Origin of the sequence: Mycobacterium sp. 050134 (assembly GCF_036409085.1) — a bacterium.
Lineage (GTDB): Bacteria > Actinomycetota > Actinomycetes > Mycobacteriales > Mycobacteriaceae > Mycobacterium.
This window is the reverse complement of record NZ_JAZGLV010000037.1, coordinates 14,763-29,011: the sequence shown is the minus strand read 5'-3', so window position 1 is coordinate 29,011 and position 14,249 is coordinate 14,763. Positions and strand designations below refer to the sequence as shown.

The window sequence follows — 14,249 nt, the reverse complement described above, 5'->3', positions numbered from 1 at the left end:
GGTCAACGCAGAGCTGCAAAAGTACGTGGCCGATCGGCTTGCCGGAATGGTTCGTCTAGCTGACGGCTCGCCTGTCGCGGGGCCTGCGGCGCCGCAGTGGAAGGGCCGCAACAAGGGGCGTCGCCAGGACCGACGATGGGCCACGGCGTGGAGTCCTGAGCAGATCGCTCACCGATTGCCGGTCGATTTCCCCGATGATGGATCTATGCGGATCTCTCATGAGACCATCTACCGCTCGCTGTATGTCCAGGGGCGTGGCGCTCTCCGTCGAGAATTGGTGGCGTGCTTGAGAACTGGACGTGCATTGCGTGTGCCGCGGGCGCGTGCGCGGCAACGAGCCGCCGGGCACGTGAGTGCTGAGGTGATGATCAGTCAGCGTCCCGCCGAGGTCGAGGATCGCGCGGTTCCCGGGCACTGGGAGGGAGACTTAATCATTGGGTCGGGCCGTTCGGCGATCGGCACCTTGGTGGAGCGCTCCACGAGGTTCACGATGCTGCTGCACCTGCCGCGGATGGCCGGTTACGGTGTCATCGCCCCGGTCAAGAATGGCCCCGCTTTGGGCGGTTACGGCGCCGATGCCATGAAGGACGCCATCGCCGCCAAGATCACCACGCTGCCGCACGCTTTACGTCAAACGCTGACCTGGGATCGCGGCAAGGAACTGGCCGCACACGCCCAGTTGAGCATCGACACCGGAGTGCAGGTGTACTTCGCCGACCCGCACAGCCCATGGCAGCGGGGAACGAACGAAAACACCAATGGGCTCTTGCGACAGTACTTTCCGAAGGGAACCGACCTATCGCGCTGGGACAGCGAGGAGATCGACGCCGTCGCGTTGGCACTCAACAACCGGCCCCGCAAGACACTGAACTGGAGAACACCGGCTGAAGCCCTCAACGACCATCTACTATCGCTTCAATCAGCCGGTGTTGCGACGACCTATTGAACCTGGGCTATTAACGACTCACGACACTAGTCGCCGACCCCGAGCCATGAACCGCGCCCGTTCTCCTGACTCTCTCGACGTCCCGGTTATCAGGCCGAGTCGGCAACCAGCCGGTCAGCACGTCCACTCCCACGGCGCGCACCGACCGCTCTTGGGCACACCCAGCGAGCCCGCGGAAACCATTGCGGCAGAGGTAATCTGCCCTAGCTCGGGCGATTACGGGGCGTCCGCGCGCAGCGACTCGGTGATACGTTCAGCGGCCCGACGAGACCGTTCGTCGCACTCGCACAACGCGCACGGGCGTCAGGGCCTCCGGACTGATCGCAGGTAGCCGGTGATGTCGGACATCGCCGGCAATGGCAGTCCCTCATCGGGTACTAGACCGGCTTGGCGCAGCACTTGAGCCTGGTCCCAGTACAGCGTCTCGCTCAGCATCAGGGATGCCTGAAACTTGACGATGACGGCGAATGGGACCTCGAGCGACGCACCCGTCGGGAGCACACCCGGAAGAAGGTGCGGCACCTCGCGGTCATGGGTGAGCCGCATGACGCACTCGTCAACCAGCACGTCGTCGCCCACCGAGCGCGCAATTGGTTCGAGTTCGGTGTCCGGCGGCTGGCCAGGAATGAAAACGTCGGCGTAGTAGGCCCGCAGGGCTTCACGCCCCGATGCCCCGCTCATCGTCGGAAGATGCATGACGCGCGCTTCGGGCACCATCGTCGACACCGCGAGATCGGCGTCCCTCGCCTCGAATTCGTAGCCGGTGTGCCGCTCCCACAGCTCCACCATGGCGTCGCGATCCATCATGAGTGCCGACGCTACGGCTCTCGCGCCCGTCGCGACAAACCGGTATTCGCTGAGTGAGTTATGGGTCGCGGGGCGCCAGCGCACCGGGCGCGGTCTCCGTGGCCGGAGCTCTCGGATAGCCTTCAGGCATCGCCACGAAAGCCAGGACATGAGCCAGGATGCGGTCGGGACAACCCGCGGTCTTCTCACCGAGGCGGCCGTGCTGCGCCACGGTTTCCTGGACGTGCTGGGCGAATCCACAAGCTCGCCGGCGCCGACCTTTGCCCAGCGCGCCATGAACAGCCCGTTCGTGGCGACCGTGTACGAACGGCTCTGGCGCCCGGTGTCCTTCTACGTGGCCAGCGGCGTCACCACCGGCGCGGAGCAGCGCCGAGCGGCGTCGGCCCTGCGGCTCTCCACCGCACGACGGCTGCTCGACGTCGCGTGCGGCCCGGGCAATTTCACCCGGCCCCTGGCCGAGCAGCTACCCGATGGCGGCCTGGCGGTCGGGTTCGACATCTCGGAGCCCATGCTGACGCGGGCCGTGCACGACAACAGCGGGCCGCGCACCTGCTACGTTCGCGGCGACGCCCGCAGGCTGCCGTTCGCGGACGCGACCTTCGACGCCGTCTGCTGTTTCGGCGCGCTCTACCTGATGCCCGAGCCGTTTCGCGTCGCGCGGGAGATGGTGCGGGTGCTTCGGCCGGGCGGCCGGGTGGCGATCCTGACCAGCTATGCCCCCGACGCGCCGCCGGTCCGGTTCGCGCTGGGCACCGGCGCCCGCCTGATCGGGCTGACGATGTTTGACCGGCACGCCTTCGTCGACCTCTTCTCCTCCGCCGGTCTGGTCGACGTCGACCAGAAGACGCAGCGCGCGCTGCAGTTCGTCGCCGCGGCAAAACCCCGCTGACGGCGCTAGGAGGCCGCCTTGCTGACGGCGAGGATCCGAACGACGGGGGTGCCCGCTTCGCACTCGAAGACCCACGGTTCGCCGCCATCCACCGGCTCCGAGGTGAGCGTGAACATCACCGGCCGACCGGACCGCTGAGACATCTGCGTGCATTCCACCTGAAACAGCCGGTAGTCGCCGTCGCGGTGAATCGCGAGCGAGAAGCCGGGCTCGACGGATTCGACGGGAATTCTCTGCAAGTAGTACTCGGTATGCATGCACCGACAGTAGAAGCGGTGCGACGCGACATTCGTCCCAACACGCCAGTCTTAATGAATATTCAGGCAGTTTTCCGGCTGGCATCAGTTAACCGGTGGGGACAGCCCGCACGCATGTGTTCACGCGTCCCGCGCTGCGGCGCAATGGTTTCCAACCACAGGATCTCGCGTGACCGGCGTCGCCACATTAGTGGCGCGAATTCCTTGACACGTCGAAATCCGGTGGTATGCCGCCTCGGCACCGTCGGTCGATCCGGTTATGCCTGGGCGGGCTGCAACACGAAGTCGACCACGATCCCGGCCAAGTCCTCGATCGCCCCTCGCGCTACGACCTCGTAGCCGTGGGTGCTCAGCGTGGGCAGGCAGAGCAGTCCCGCGCGCGGTGCTAGCCCAGCTGCCTTCGAGTGCGACGCGTCCGACTCGAAAGCGCCCAGCACCGCCGCCTGCGGGGACAACCCCCGGGCTTCGGCGATTCGCATCAGCCGATCGGCGATGTCCTTGTCGTAGACGCACAGGGCATCGCTGTAACCGACGATCGGCCCGCCCCTGACGGTGGTCGCATACTCCTGCTCGGTGGGCCCGACCTCGAGGGCGAGGGTCAGCGTTCCTGGAAGGGTGGCGCTGGCATACGTGCCGCCCACGCCGCCGATCTCCTCGTTGGTGGTGAATGCGAAGTAGACGTCGTCGGCGGGACGCTGCCCGCCCTCGCGGAGCACCCTGGCGGCATGCAGCAGCGCGGTGACCGCGGCGCGGTCGTCCATGAAGTAGCAGCCCAGGTAGTCGCCGATCGGGACCAATGAACGCTTGCTGCGGTGGACGCACACCCGGGTGCCGGGCCGCACTCCGGCGCCGTCTAACTCTCCCCGAGTACGCCCGGTGAAGACGTAGACGTGATTCCAGTCGAGCGCCCGGTCCCCCTGATCGGGCTTGGTCTGCCAGATGCGCTGGCTCTCTTGCGTGGTGTGTTCCGAGCCGAGGGTGAGCACCGCGGTGAGTGTCTCGTGGCCGCCGAGCACCGCGACCGGCCCCAGGCCGAAGTTGCCCGGGTACATGGTGCCCAGCTGGGTCAGGTGGAGCGTGCCGTCGGGCTCGACGCGCTTGACCAGCATGGACAGCTCGTCCATGTGCGCCATGACCCGAGTTGCGACCCCCAACCCCGGCGTGACGGTCGACCGGTGGTGCTGGTCGTCCGTCATCGCGGATTCGTTGGCGGCCACGTATCCGATCAGGTTTCCCGCGGCGTCGACCCACATGTCGTCGACCAGGGGTTGCAGTTCCCGCGCGCACACCGCTCGAACCGCGTCCTCCTGGCCGCAGGGCCCGTAGCTCCACAGCAGCTCCTGAAGCATCGCCTCGGTGGAGTCATCATCGCGGTGCGCCATCGAGCCCCTTCCATGGTCGGTTCGGCGGGCCGACGCCAGCAGCGTCGACTACGACACCAGTACCCCGATTGCCCGCGACCGACTCGTGCCATCCCCCGAACCCACACCCAAGCGGACCGGGGTCCGATTAGGTGTTAGTGTGGCTTCAACCGGACTTTGGTCCGGTTCACTGAACGGGGCTCGGCGACCCCGCCGGGTCCGGCACAACGCGGGAAAGGCACATCGATGACTACAGCGACCGCTTTGGAGACCGGCGTCTGGACGATTGACCCGGTTCACTCCTCGATCGAGTTCTGGGTTCGACACCTGATCGTGAGCAAGGTGCGGGGACTGTTCCCAACCTTCGGCGGAACGGTCACCATCGGCGCGGACGGCATCGGGTCGGTGGAGGCCGAGATTGACGTCACCTCGATCAACACCGGCAACGGGCAGCGCGACGAGCACCTGAAGTCGCCGCAGTTCTTCGACGCCGAGACGTACCCGAAGGCGTCGTTCGTCTCGACAGCGCTGCGACCCGAGGGCGAGCGTTACGTGCTCGACGGCCAATTCACGCTCAAGGGGGTGACGAAGCCGATCAGCCTGGATCTGGACTTTTACGGAGTCAGCGAAGGCATGGGTGGTGGCCCCGTCGCGGGATTCGAGGCTTCGGTCGTGTTGAGCCGCAAAGATTTTGGGATCGACATCGACATGCCGATGCAGTCCGGCGGCGCGGTGATCGGCGACAAGGTCACGATCACGATCAACGTGGAGGCCGTGCGCCAGTAGCCCCGGTCGCGAAACGCGTTGTGGCGCTGAATGTTAGCGACCGCCAACGTGGACCGACCCGCTCCGCCCCGCTAGGTGCGGGCATCGACCCGGTCCCATCCGCTCTATCGTCCGGCCCGGCACCCCGGGAACGTCAGGCGGTGTACCCGCCGTCGACGTTCCAGTTCGCCCCGGTGACGAATCTCGACTCGGGTCCGGCCAGGAAACTCACCACGGCGGCGGTGTCGCCGGTGTGTCCATAGTGGTCCAGCGCCATGACTTGCCGCATGGTGTCGGCGAATTCGCCGGTGGCGGGGTTCATGTCGGTGTCAATCGGGCCGGGCTGCACGTTGTTCACAGTGATCCCGCGCGGCCCGAGGTCGCGGGCCAAACCACGGGTTAGGGACGCGACCGCGCCCTTGGTCATCGCGTACACCGCCAGCCCCGCCACCGGCACGCGGTCGGCGTTGATGCTGCCGATGTTGATGATGCGCGAACCCGCCCCCATGTGACCGACCGCGCTGCGGATCGCCGAGTACACGCCGCCGATGTTCACCGCCACCAACCGGTCGAACTCGTCCTGGGGGAATTCATCGATCGGCGCCCAGTGCGCTGTCCCGGCGTTGTTGACCAGGATGTCCAGTCCGCCCAGTTCGGCGACGGCCCGCTCGACGGCAGCGGCCACCCGTGCCGGATCGGCGCTGTCGGCCTGGATGGCCAACGCCTTGGCCCCGTCGGCTGTCACCTCGGCGACCAGCTTGTCGGCTTCGGCGGCCGACGACGAATAGGTGAAGGCGACCGCAGCGCCGTCGCCGGCCAGTCGACGCACGATTCCCGCGCCGATTCCGCGCGAGCCTCCAGTGACTAGCGCGCGCCGTCCGGCGAGGGGTCCGTTGCTCATGTCGCTCCTTCTGCCCGTTATTTTCGAACCGATTGGTTACAAAGTATGATGAGGTCAGCTCCGTGTCGAGTATCAATCGAGCGGTATGACGTGGATCACGAAAGGTAGGACATGGCGGTGGGGCGGCCGCGGGAATTCGATCCCGACGCGGTCGAGGACATCGCGATGAGGCTGTTCTGGGACCGTGGCTTCGACGGCGTGTCCATCAGCGATCTGACCGAGGCCACCGGCGTGAACCGCCGCAGCATCTATAGCGAGTTCGGCTCGAAGGAAGGACTCTTCGAGCGGGCCAAGCGACGGTATATCCATGGCCCGGGCGGCTATATGGCGATGGCGCTCGCCCGTCCGACCGCTCGCGAGGTCGCCGAAGCCATGGTGCATGGGGCTGCCGACACGACCTCGGGTGACCCGCATGGCTGCCTGCTGGTCGGAAATGCGGTCGGGCTCGCGGACTTTCGTGATGAGGCCGCGCGTGAGCTCGCACGCCGGTTCGACCAGGCGGTCGCCGCGGGGGAACTGCCCGACGTCGACACCTTGTTGCTGGCCCGCTGGATCAGCGCCATCTGTCAAGGGATTGCGATCCAGGCCCGCAGCGGCGCCAGCCGTGCGGAATTGCACGCAATCGCCGATCAGGCCTTGGCGGGGTGGCCGAAGCGCTGAAGTCAGCGAATTGTGAGCTGCAGCCGTTCGAGGCGGCGCACCAAAATGCTGGGCAGCCAACGGCCGACGTCGGCGGCGTCGATCCACGTGGTCCGCTGGAGCAACATCCGAAAGACGATGCGAGCCTCCAAGCGGGCCAGCGAGGCCCCGATGCAGAAGTGCGCACCCTTGCCGAAGGCGACATGCCCCTTGACGGCGCCACGGTCGAGGCGGAAGTCATCGGGTGCGTCGAAGTGTCGGGGATCGCGGTTGGCCGCCCCCCACATCAGCAACAGACGCGAATCGGCGGGCAACTCCACCTCGCCAAGGCTGGTGTCTCGCATTACGTGCCGGTAGTGGCCGCGAAACGGCGACTCCAAGCGCAGCGCCTCCTCGATGAACGCCCCCAGCAATTCGGGATCGGCCCGCAGTTGCCGTTGAACGTCCGGGCGGTCGGCCAAAATCCAGGCCGCGCTGCCGAGTAACGACGCGGTCGACTCGCCCGCCGCGCTGAACAACGTGAGCATGATCGCGAGCGCCGGCAGTTGGTCGAGCTCGCCAGAATTGTTGCGTGCGGCGAGGTCCGCGATGAGGCCAGGGTCGGAGGTTGTGCCGGCTCGCTCGAAGTGTTTCAGGACGTAGGCGGACAATTCCATCGCGGCAATGCCGGCGGCTTCCAGTTGAGGTCGGCTGACGATCCCGTCGAGCAGGGTGGTGGTCGCGTACCCCAGTCGGATCAGTTCGTCGACATCGTCACTCGGCAGCCCGAGCAGGCGGGCAACAACCATCATGGGCAGCCGATTGGCAATGGCGCCCATCCATTCGATGCGCCCGTCGACCACTCCCTCGGACCAGAGCCGGTTCGCGGTGGTCTCGGCGAACTCCTCGATGACCCGAACCCGCCTTGCCGAGAGGTGGGGCAGCAGCAGCCTCCGGTGCGCGCCGTGCGTCGGATCGTCCGCGGTCGCCAGCGCATGCATCGGCCCCCCGAGCGTCCCCATATCGAACGGCGTGACGGTCCCATCGTCGTGGTAGACCATCGTCGCCGTCAGATTCGACGAGAAGTCTTGAGCCCGGTTCACGGCTTCCATGACCGCGTCCCAGCCGCACACCGCGTAGAACGGGGACTCACCGATGCGGGCCACCCCCGCGCGCCCGCGCATCCGGCCGTACAGCGGGTTGGGATCCTGGATCGCGGCGCTGCCGAAGAAGTCGGTCGGGTCCACCACGGCGGTCATAGCCCAAGGCTGAATTGCCCCGTCAACTGCGTCAACAACGCGCGACGAACTTGCGGGAGCGGCGAGCCGAGGCCGTCGGCCGCGATTCTCAATGCAGCGGGTCAACCAGCGGCGGGCCTGAGAATAATCGCCGGCAATTTCTCATCGTGATAAAACGATCGCATGGCGTCGCCACCAGGGAAGCACTGATTCGGTGCCCACCCACGACTGGCTCGTCGGTCGGGATCGCCACGCCGAAGGCGCCGAACGGATCTATGCCGCGGCCGCGGAGCTCATTTCGCGGCAGGGCTACGACGCGTTCAGCATCGACGCCTTGGCCGCGGCCGTTCACTGCTCGCCCGCGACCGTCTACCGCCATGCCGGAGGCAAAACGGCGATCCGGGACGCGGTGATGAGCCGGCACGCGGAACGCATCCTCGACTCGGTCCGCGAAGCCATCGCCGGCCTGACCGGTTCCGAGCGCGTCGTCACCGCGACCACGGTCGCCTTGCAGCGCATGCGGTCCGACCCCCTCGCGCAGATCATGCGCTCTGCGACGGGGCCGCCGGGTAACGAGTGGTTGACCGACTCCCCCATCGTCGCCCGCTTCGCGACCGAAATGGTCGGTCTCGACCGGCCCGACCCGCTGGCCGCGCAGTGGCTGATCCGCATGTTCCTGGCGCTGTGGCAATGGCCCGTCAAAGACCCAGACGAAGAGGCCGCGATGGTGCGCCGATTCCTCGGTCCGCCTTACGCGGAGGGCGATTTGGCCCCGAAAAGCGCACCGCCCGGTTAGTCGAGGCGCAGGCCCAGCGACGACATCCTTCGATAGAGGATCGCGGGCCCGAGCCATCGAGTTACGAAGCCGCGCAGCGCGGTTTCGTCGCGCCGCTGCCCAGGATCGGTCAACAGGGACTGCACTGTGCGCAGGGTCATTTCGGCGAGTTCGCGCAGCGCGACGGTGTCGAAGCCGTGCAGCGTCCAATCGACATCGAGGCGGTGAAAAACCGACAGGCAGAAGGCGATCGCCGTGTCGGACGTCAACGAGGTGAGGGCTTCACCCTCCTGCTGCCGGGCTAGTAGGTTCTCCAATTGTGGATCGCCGGTGAGGTTCTCGACTCCGAACGAAACGGTTTCGACGATCGCGGTGACCGGGTCGTTGATTCCCCGGACACGCTGTACGGCCTGGTCGATGAAGCCGTCGACCGCACGCATTGCGCTGGCGATGAGCATGGCGTCGGCATTGGGGAAGTAGCGGTACACCGTCTGCCGGGTGACCCCGAGCCGACGGGCGACGTCGGCGAGGCGCAAGGCTGATCCCTGTTCGGTTACCACTTCGTCGACAGCGTCGAGGATTCGGGCGATTGCCTCCTCGTCCGAGGCGGGTGTCAAACCCGCCCAGCCGCGACTACGCATTCGGGGTCACCAGCATGTCGACGTCGAACTCGATCTCGAGTGTTGTCGGGCCGGTCAGTCCCAGCAGGGATTTCCAGGGGGCCGGACCGACGCGACGGGGTGCCAGGAGGCGTCGGGTGAGGATGGCGAGCGCTTCGGCCAGTTCCCGGCGGGCGAGGTTTGCCCCCAGGCAGTAGTGCGCGCCGCCGCCGAAGGTCAGGATGGCGGGCGCGTCCTCGCGGGCGATGTCGAACCGATCAGCGTCGTCATAGATCGCCGGATCGCGATTGGCCGCAAAGGTGTTCACGAGGACGAACGTTCCTGCCGGGAACGTGTAACCGGCGAATTCGACGTCCTTTGCGGCGGCCCGCGGCGCGATGCAGGCCGCCGGTGAGTGGCGCATGCTTTCCTCGACCGCCCGCATCGCAAGCTCCGGTTGGTCGCCCAGCTTCGCCCATTGATCCGGATGCTCGCAAAGCACTTGCACCGACGCGGCCAGTTGGTGGCGCGTCGTGTCCGTTCCCGCCATCAGGAAGCCGGCCGCCAGCATGCGGAGTTCGTCGAGATTCAGCCGGTCGCCGTCGCTCTCGGCGCGGATGAGCTCGGAGAGCAGATCATCGGTCAGATTGTCGCGGCGGACCGCGACCATGCCGTCGACGTACGCGTCCAGTTCGCCCCACGCGCGCATGATCGCGGCCTCGTCGAAGGTCACTTCCGCCTGAAAGTTGAAGGCCTTGAAGACTTCCTCGGTCCAGTCGGCGAACAGCTGCCAGTCCTGGCGCGGCGCACCGAGCAGCGCGCAAATGATCGGCGTGGGGTAAGGGCGCGCGATGTCGGTCACGACGTCGCAACGCCGGGCGTCGACCACTTGATCGATCAGCCCGTTCACCACCTCGTGGATGGTGTCTGAAAGACGTGCTGTCGCGCGGGGAGTGAAGGCTTTAGAAACCAGTTTGCGCAACCGAGTATGCGGCGGGCCATCGAGGCCCAGGAGGCTGCTCGTCAGCTTGTCGTACAACGGACCTGAGGTGATGCCCTGCGCCGCCAGCGTGATGCCGGGTGGCATAGCGAACCTGTTGTCGCGCAGCATGTCCCGGGCCAGTTCGTAGGACAGGATTTCCGGGCCGAGGGGCCCGATGGCGATCGGCGCGCACGATTGCGCCTCACGGACGTCGGCCAGGATGTCGCTCGGGGTGGCGGTGAGGCCGTAATTCAGCGTGGGGAGGCCGGCGTCGAAGACACTGGGAGCGGTGGTGTTCACATTCATCGATGTCTCGACTTCCGTCGGCGTCGGCAGGGGGCAGACGTTTTCACTCAAAGTGAATGACCAGAGTCCCACGACGTCAACGACGGACCGTATAAGAGCAGTTAGATCGATACGTTGCTCGGTGTGATCATACGAATTGCTACTAAACGTCGAATTCGCGCACATAGGGTCGGTCGTGTCTGATTGATGCATAAGTCACCATGAGGGCCGGGCCCAGGACATCGACGCCGCCGCTTTTCATGATGCCGCCAAACGCGCTGGCTCTGCCTGCCCGGTATCTCGCGCGCTGGCTGCAATTGACATCAGCGTGAACGCGACCCTGGCACAACCGAACTGACGAACGCGGACGCACCATGTCGAGCAACACGAGGTTGCCCACTCTTGCGTCAAGAGCATCCTGGGCGACCGCCCACACAATGGGCGCTGTGAGAACCGGCGGCCCATGTTTGAATACGGACACTTAGGCGTCGGAAAAGTGGAGCTAAGGGGATTCGAACCCCTGACCTACTCGATGCGAACGAGTCGCGCTACCAACTGCGCCATAGCCCCTGATCGCTAGCAGGCTACCAGCCGCCGCGCCAACCGCCGAACCGCGGCACTACTGACCCACTGCGCGCGGCAGGTCCCGCGGCCAGCCACCGTAGGCCCGCATCGCCCGGACGTCGTCCAGGTGCTCGAAGATCGGGTCCTCGTCGTCGATCTCCAGCACCACCGCGCCGGGGCGGCGCAGCCGCGACGGCACCACGTCGTACTCGCGGTCGTGCATGTTCTCCACGCCGAGCCGTGCGCGGGCCATCCGCTGCATCCGGCGACGGCGCACCTTCTCCTCGATGCGGGTCTGCCGGCGCAAGTAGGCGAGGTAGAGCACGGTCACGCCGGTCGCGACGCCGCACACCCACCAGGCGCTCGGGGTCAACTCGAAGGCCGCGGTGGCCGTGCCGACCAGGACCACCGCCATCACCGTCAGCACCCGCTTGCGGAAGGCGTACTTACGGGCGCTGATTGCGGCGGCCTTCTTCGTGTCGAAGCGGCGCCGGCGTGAGCGGGGCGCGACGTTGGCCCACGCTCCGTCGTGCTCGTCGTGGTCGTCGGCGTGCGCCTCGGGCTCCAGACCGGAGGAGTCGTCGACGTACTCGTACTCGTCGCCCTCGGCGGCCTCGGCCTCGGCCTCGTGGTCGACCTCGTCCTGTCCGTCGCCGTCGACGGCGACCAGGGCGGGCTCGGCCGCGGCCGCACTGGCCCCCGCGGGCAGGGCCGCCGAATCCTCGACGACGTCGACGTCGAGGTAGTCGGGCCCAGTGTCCTCGGCGACGGCCATCGGCACGACCACGGGGGTCCGCTCGCCGGGCTGGGCCTCGGCGCGCAGGTCTTGCGTCTCGGCGTCGGCGAACTCTTCGTCGGCGGGCTCCTCCTCGAGCTTCCAGTTCGGGTCGCTGCGGTGCCCGGCCGCCGGACCGCTGCGCTTGATCAACCGAGATCCGGTGCCGCCGTTGAGGACCCGGGTCGCCAACGCCACGTCACTGGTGCGCCGCACGGCGTCTCGCTTGCTGATGAGCATCGGGACCAAGACGAACAGCCATAGCACCACAAGCGAGATCCACAACAACGACTGCGGGATGCTTGGCATGGTGACCTGCTCCTTTACTGGTCCAGATCCCCGCGGGGCCGTTGGGTGGCCGACGCGGCCGGGTCATGTGACCAGCACAATTACACACCTGTAATTTGCCTCCCACAAGCACCACTGGTCACTCGTGTCGCGCTAGCCACAGCGAGGGGCGCCGGGCGCCGCCACGAAGCCTCCGATGGCCCGCCCGCCGGTCACGCCCAGCTGGCGTGACCGGCCCGCACCAGCGTCGATGCGATCGATCCCTGCACTTCCTCGACCGTGATGGCCATCAGCAGGTGATCGCGCCAGGCGCGGTCGACCTCGAGGTAACGCAGCAGCAGGCCCTCGCGGCGGAAACCCACCTTCGCCAGCACGGCCCGGCTCGGCGCGTTCTCGGGCCGCACGGTGGCCTCGACGCGGTGCAGCATGACCGGCCCGAAGCAGTGGTCCAGACCGAGGGCCAGCGCGGCGGTCGCCACGCCACCGCCCGTTGCCGATTTCGGCACCCAGTAGCCGATCCACGCGGACCGCAACGCGCCGTGGGTGACGTTGCCGATGGTCAGCTGGCCGCAGAACCGCCCGTTGAGCTCGATGACGTACGGCAGCATGCGGCCCTTTCGAGCCTCCGACCGCAGGCCCGAACAGAGCGCGGGCCAGGCGGCCACGGCGTGCCGGATCGTCCAGTCACCCTCGGCGCTGGGCTCCCACGGCTCTAGGTGCGCGCGGTCGGCCAGCCGGATCCGGCTCCACTGCGCGCCGTCGCGCATCCGGACGGGCCGCAACCGGACCACGCCCGCGGGAACCCGCAGCGGCCCGGCATTCGTCGGCCACCCCGGGTGGCGGGCATTGGAGCGCAACAAGATCACGGGCGGTCAGCCGCGCTGGGCCAGGAACGCCACGTCGACGATCTCGCCGGTGCGGATCTGCTCGGCGCCGCTGGGCACGATGACAAGGCAGTTCGCCTCGGCGAGGGTCGCCAGCAGGTGCGACGACGCGCCGGGACCGCCGCCCAGCGCCTGGACCAGGTACTCGCCGGTGTCCTGGTCGCGCATCAGCTGGCCCCGCAGGTAGCCCTTGCGTCCGGCGACCGACGTGATCGGGGCCAGCGTGCGGGCCTGGATGACCCGGCGCATCGGCTGGCGCTTGCCCAGCGAGAGCCGGATCAGCGGCCGGACCATCACCTCGAACACCACCAGGGCGCTCACCGGGTTCGCCGGCAGCAGGAACGTCGGCACGCCCTCGCGGCCGAGCTGCCCGAACCCCTGCACGGACCCCGGGTGCATGGCGACCCGGACCATCTCCATCTCGCCGAGCTCGGAGAGCACCGACCGCACCGCCTCAGCGGCGGCACCCCCGACGCCGCCGGCGATCACCAGCACCTCCGCGCGGTTGATCTGGCCCTCGACCACCTCGCGCAGCTCGCCAGGGTCGTTGCTGACGATGCCGATGCGGTTGACCTCGGCCCCGGCGTCCCGGCCCGCGGCGGCCAGCGCATAGGTGTTGACGTCGTAGACCTGGCCGTTGCCCGGAGTGCGGGAGATGTCGACGAGTTCACCGCCCACCGCCATGACGGTCAGCCGCGGGCGCGGATGCACCAGCACCCGCTCACGCCCGACTGCCGCCAGCAGGCCCACCTGCGCCGCGCCGACCACCGTTCCCGCCCGCACGGCGACGTCGCCCGGCTGGACGTCGTCCCCGGCCCGCCGCACATAGGCGCCCGACGGGGCCCCGCGGTAGATCCGTACCTGCTTCGTGCCGCCGTCCGTCCACCGCAACGGCAGCACCGCGTCGGCCAGCGTGGGCAGCGGCGCGCCGGTTTGCACCCGGACGGCCTGGCGGGGCTGCAGCCGGCTCGGCGTGCGGGTCCCGGCCTCGATGGTTCCCATCACCGGCAACACCAACCCGTTGCGCCGATCGTCGTCGCCCGGGGCGTCGTCGGACGGCTCGACGATCCCCTCGGTGGCCAGCTCCCCGATCCCGAGCACGTCGACGCTGCGCACGGCGTAGCCGTCGATCGCCGCCTGGTCGAAACCGGGCATCGGCCGTTCGGTCACCACCTCCTCGGCGCACAACAGTCCCTGCGCCTCGGCGATCGCCACGCGAATCGGCCGCGGCGCCACCGCGGCTGCCGTTATCCGGGTCTGTTGCTCCTCCACCGAACGCACAGCGCGCCTCTCTGCCCTACCGGGCGGCCCGAAG

15 protein-coding genes and 1 tRNA gene are annotated in these 14,249 nt (G+C 67.6%); 5 read left to right on the top strand and 11 right to left on the bottom strand.

The window, feature by feature from the left end:
- Positions 1-946 (top strand): IS30 family transposase (locus tag SKC42_RS26610; protein WP_330967227.1); only part of this gene is annotated, 946 nt, incomplete at its 5' end.
- 303 nt (positions 947-1,249) lie between these two features.
- Here the strand turns inward: SKC42_RS26610 and SKC42_RS26605 are convergent.
- Entirely contained in the window at positions 1,250-1,753 is a 504-nt protein-coding gene (locus tag SKC42_RS26605) for a nuclear transport factor 2 family protein (protein WP_330967226.1), read from the bottom strand.
- A 148-nt stretch (positions 1,754-1,901) separates the two neighbouring features.
- Between SKC42_RS26605 and SKC42_RS26600 the strand changes: the two genes are divergently transcribed.
- Positions 1,902-2,642 carry a class I SAM-dependent methyltransferase gene (locus SKC42_RS26600; protein WP_330967225.1) on the top strand — a complete coding sequence of 247 codons (741 nt, stop codon included), beginning with the start codon at positions 1,902-1,904 and terminating at the stop codon, positions 2,640-2,642.
- 5 nt (positions 2,643-2,647) lie between these two features.
- Here SKC42_RS26600 and SKC42_RS26595 read toward each other — a convergent pair whose 3' ends face one another.
- Positions 2,648-2,899, bottom strand: a complete 252-nt coding sequence (locus SKC42_RS26595; protein WP_330967224.1) for a hypothetical protein — start codon at positions 2,897-2,899, stop codon at positions 2,648-2,650.
- A gap of 257 nt (positions 2,900-3,156) precedes the next feature.
- Complete coding sequence (locus SKC42_RS26590; RefSeq protein ID WP_330967223.1) at positions 3,157-4,281, bottom strand: M42 family metallopeptidase; 1,125 nt, start codon at positions 4,279-4,281, stop codon at positions 3,157-3,159.
- A gap of 225 nt (positions 4,282-4,506) precedes the next feature.
- On the opposite strand from SKC42_RS26590, the gene SKC42_RS26585 reads away from it, so the two are divergent.
- The gene (locus SKC42_RS26585; protein ID WP_330967222.1) at positions 4,507-5,046 is read left to right on the top strand and encodes a YceI family protein; all 540 of its coding nucleotides are present in this window, start codon (positions 4,507-4,509) and stop codon (positions 5,044-5,046) included.
- 133 nt (positions 5,047-5,179) lie between these two features.
- Here the strand turns inward: SKC42_RS26585 and SKC42_RS26580 are convergent, their stop codons facing one another.
- Entirely contained in the window at positions 5,180-5,926 is a 747-nt protein-coding gene (locus SKC42_RS26580; protein WP_330967221.1) for an SDR family oxidoreductase, read from the bottom strand.
- 111 nt (positions 5,927-6,037) lie between these two features.
- On the opposite strand from SKC42_RS26580, the gene SKC42_RS26575 reads away from it, so the two are divergent.
- On the top strand, positions 6,038-6,586 hold the full coding sequence (locus tag SKC42_RS26575) for a TetR/AcrR family transcriptional regulator (RefSeq protein ID WP_330967220.1): 549 nt from the start codon (positions 6,038-6,040) through the stop codon (positions 6,584-6,586).
- A 2-nt stretch (positions 6,587-6,588) separates the two neighbouring features.
- Here the strand turns inward: SKC42_RS26575 and SKC42_RS26570 are convergent, their stop codons facing one another.
- Complete coding sequence (locus SKC42_RS26570) at positions 6,589-7,803, bottom strand: cytochrome P450 (RefSeq protein WP_330967219.1); 1,215 nt, start codon at positions 7,801-7,803, stop codon at positions 6,589-6,591.
- A 193-nt stretch (positions 7,804-7,996) separates the two neighbouring features.
- Here SKC42_RS26570 and SKC42_RS26565 point away from each other — a divergent pair, with 193 nt between their 5' ends.
- On the top strand, positions 7,997-8,578 hold the full coding sequence (locus tag SKC42_RS26565) for a TetR/AcrR family transcriptional regulator (RefSeq protein ID WP_330967218.1): 582 nt from the start codon (positions 7,997-7,999) through the stop codon (positions 8,576-8,578).
- Here the strand turns inward: SKC42_RS26565 and SKC42_RS26560 are convergent.
- The 6 genes from SKC42_RS26560 to glp form a co-directional block, all read right to left on the bottom strand.
- Positions 8,575-9,198, bottom strand: coding sequence for a TetR/AcrR family transcriptional regulator (locus tag SKC42_RS26560; protein WP_330967217.1), 624 nt, complete (start codon positions 9,196-9,198; stop codon positions 8,575-8,577). The genes SKC42_RS26565 and SKC42_RS26560 overlap by 4 nt on opposite strands.
- A complete protein-coding gene (locus SKC42_RS26555; protein WP_330967228.1) occupies positions 9,191-10,444 on the bottom strand; it encodes a cytochrome P450 in 1,254 nt (417 codons plus the stop codon). Before SKC42_RS26555 ends, SKC42_RS26560 begins: the two co-directional genes overlap by 8 nt.
- A 476-nt stretch (positions 10,445-10,920) precedes the next feature.
- Positions 10,921-10,993, bottom strand: a tRNA-Ala gene (locus tag SKC42_RS26550).
- 49 nt (positions 10,994-11,042) lie between these two features.
- Entirely contained in the window at positions 11,043-12,071 is a 1,029-nt protein-coding gene (sepX, locus tag SKC42_RS26545) for a divisome protein SepX/GlpR (protein WP_330967216.1), read from the bottom strand.
- Between the two features lie 191 nt (positions 12,072-12,262).
- Entirely contained in the window at positions 12,263-12,916 is a 654-nt protein-coding gene (locus tag SKC42_RS26540; RefSeq protein WP_330967215.1) for a GNAT family N-acetyltransferase, read from the bottom strand.
- Positions 12,917-12,922: 6 nt separating this feature from the next.
- Positions 12,923-14,215, bottom strand: a complete 1,293-nt coding sequence (glp, locus tag SKC42_RS26535) for a molybdotransferase-like divisome protein Glp (protein WP_330967214.1) — start codon at positions 14,213-14,215, stop codon at positions 12,923-12,925.
- Positions 14,216-14,249: the final 34 nt, after the last annotated feature.

Bases quoted from the DNA above. Each gene is read 5' to 3' on its own strand.
- SKC42_RS26600 (WP_330967225.1), top strand. From the start codon at position 1,902: ATGAGCCAGGATGCGGTCGGGACAACCCGCGGTCTTCTCACCGAGGCG.
- SKC42_RS26575 (WP_330967220.1), top strand. From the start codon at position 6,038: ATGGCGGTGGGGCGGCCGCGGGAATTCGATCCCGACGCGGTCGAGGAC.
- SKC42_RS26590 (WP_330967223.1), bottom strand. From the start codon at position 4,281: ATGGCGCACCGCGATGATGACTCCACCGAGGCGATGCTTCAGGAGCTG.
- SKC42_RS26570 (WP_330967219.1), bottom strand. From the start codon at position 7,803: ATGACCGCCGTGGTGGACCCGACCGACTTCTTCGGCAGCGCCGCGATC.
- SKC42_RS26555 (WP_330967228.1), bottom strand. From the start codon at position 10,444: ATGAATGTGAACACCACCGCTCCCAGTGTCTTCGACGCCGGCCTCCCC.
- SKC42_RS26560 (WP_330967217.1), bottom strand. From the start codon at position 9,198: ATGCGTAGTCGCGGCTGGGCGGGTTTGACACCCGCCTCGGACGAGGAG.
- SKC42_RS26595 (WP_330967224.1), bottom strand. From the start codon at position 2,899: ATGCATACCGAGTACTACTTGCAGAGAATTCCCGTCGAATCCGTCGAG.
- SKC42_RS26580 (WP_330967221.1), bottom strand. From the start codon at position 5,926: ATGAGCAACGGACCCCTCGCCGGACGGCGCGCGCTAGTCACTGGAGGC.
- SKC42_RS26605 (WP_330967226.1), bottom strand. From the start codon at position 1,753: ATGATGGATCGCGACGCCATGGTGGAGCTGTGGGAGCGGCACACCGGC.
- SKC42_RS26585 (WP_330967222.1), top strand. From the start codon at position 4,507: ATGACTACAGCGACCGCTTTGGAGACCGGCGTCTGGACGATTGACCCG.
- sepX (WP_330967216.1), bottom strand. From the start codon at position 12,071: ATGCCAAGCATCCCGCAGTCGTTGTTGTGGATCTCGCTTGTGGTGCTA.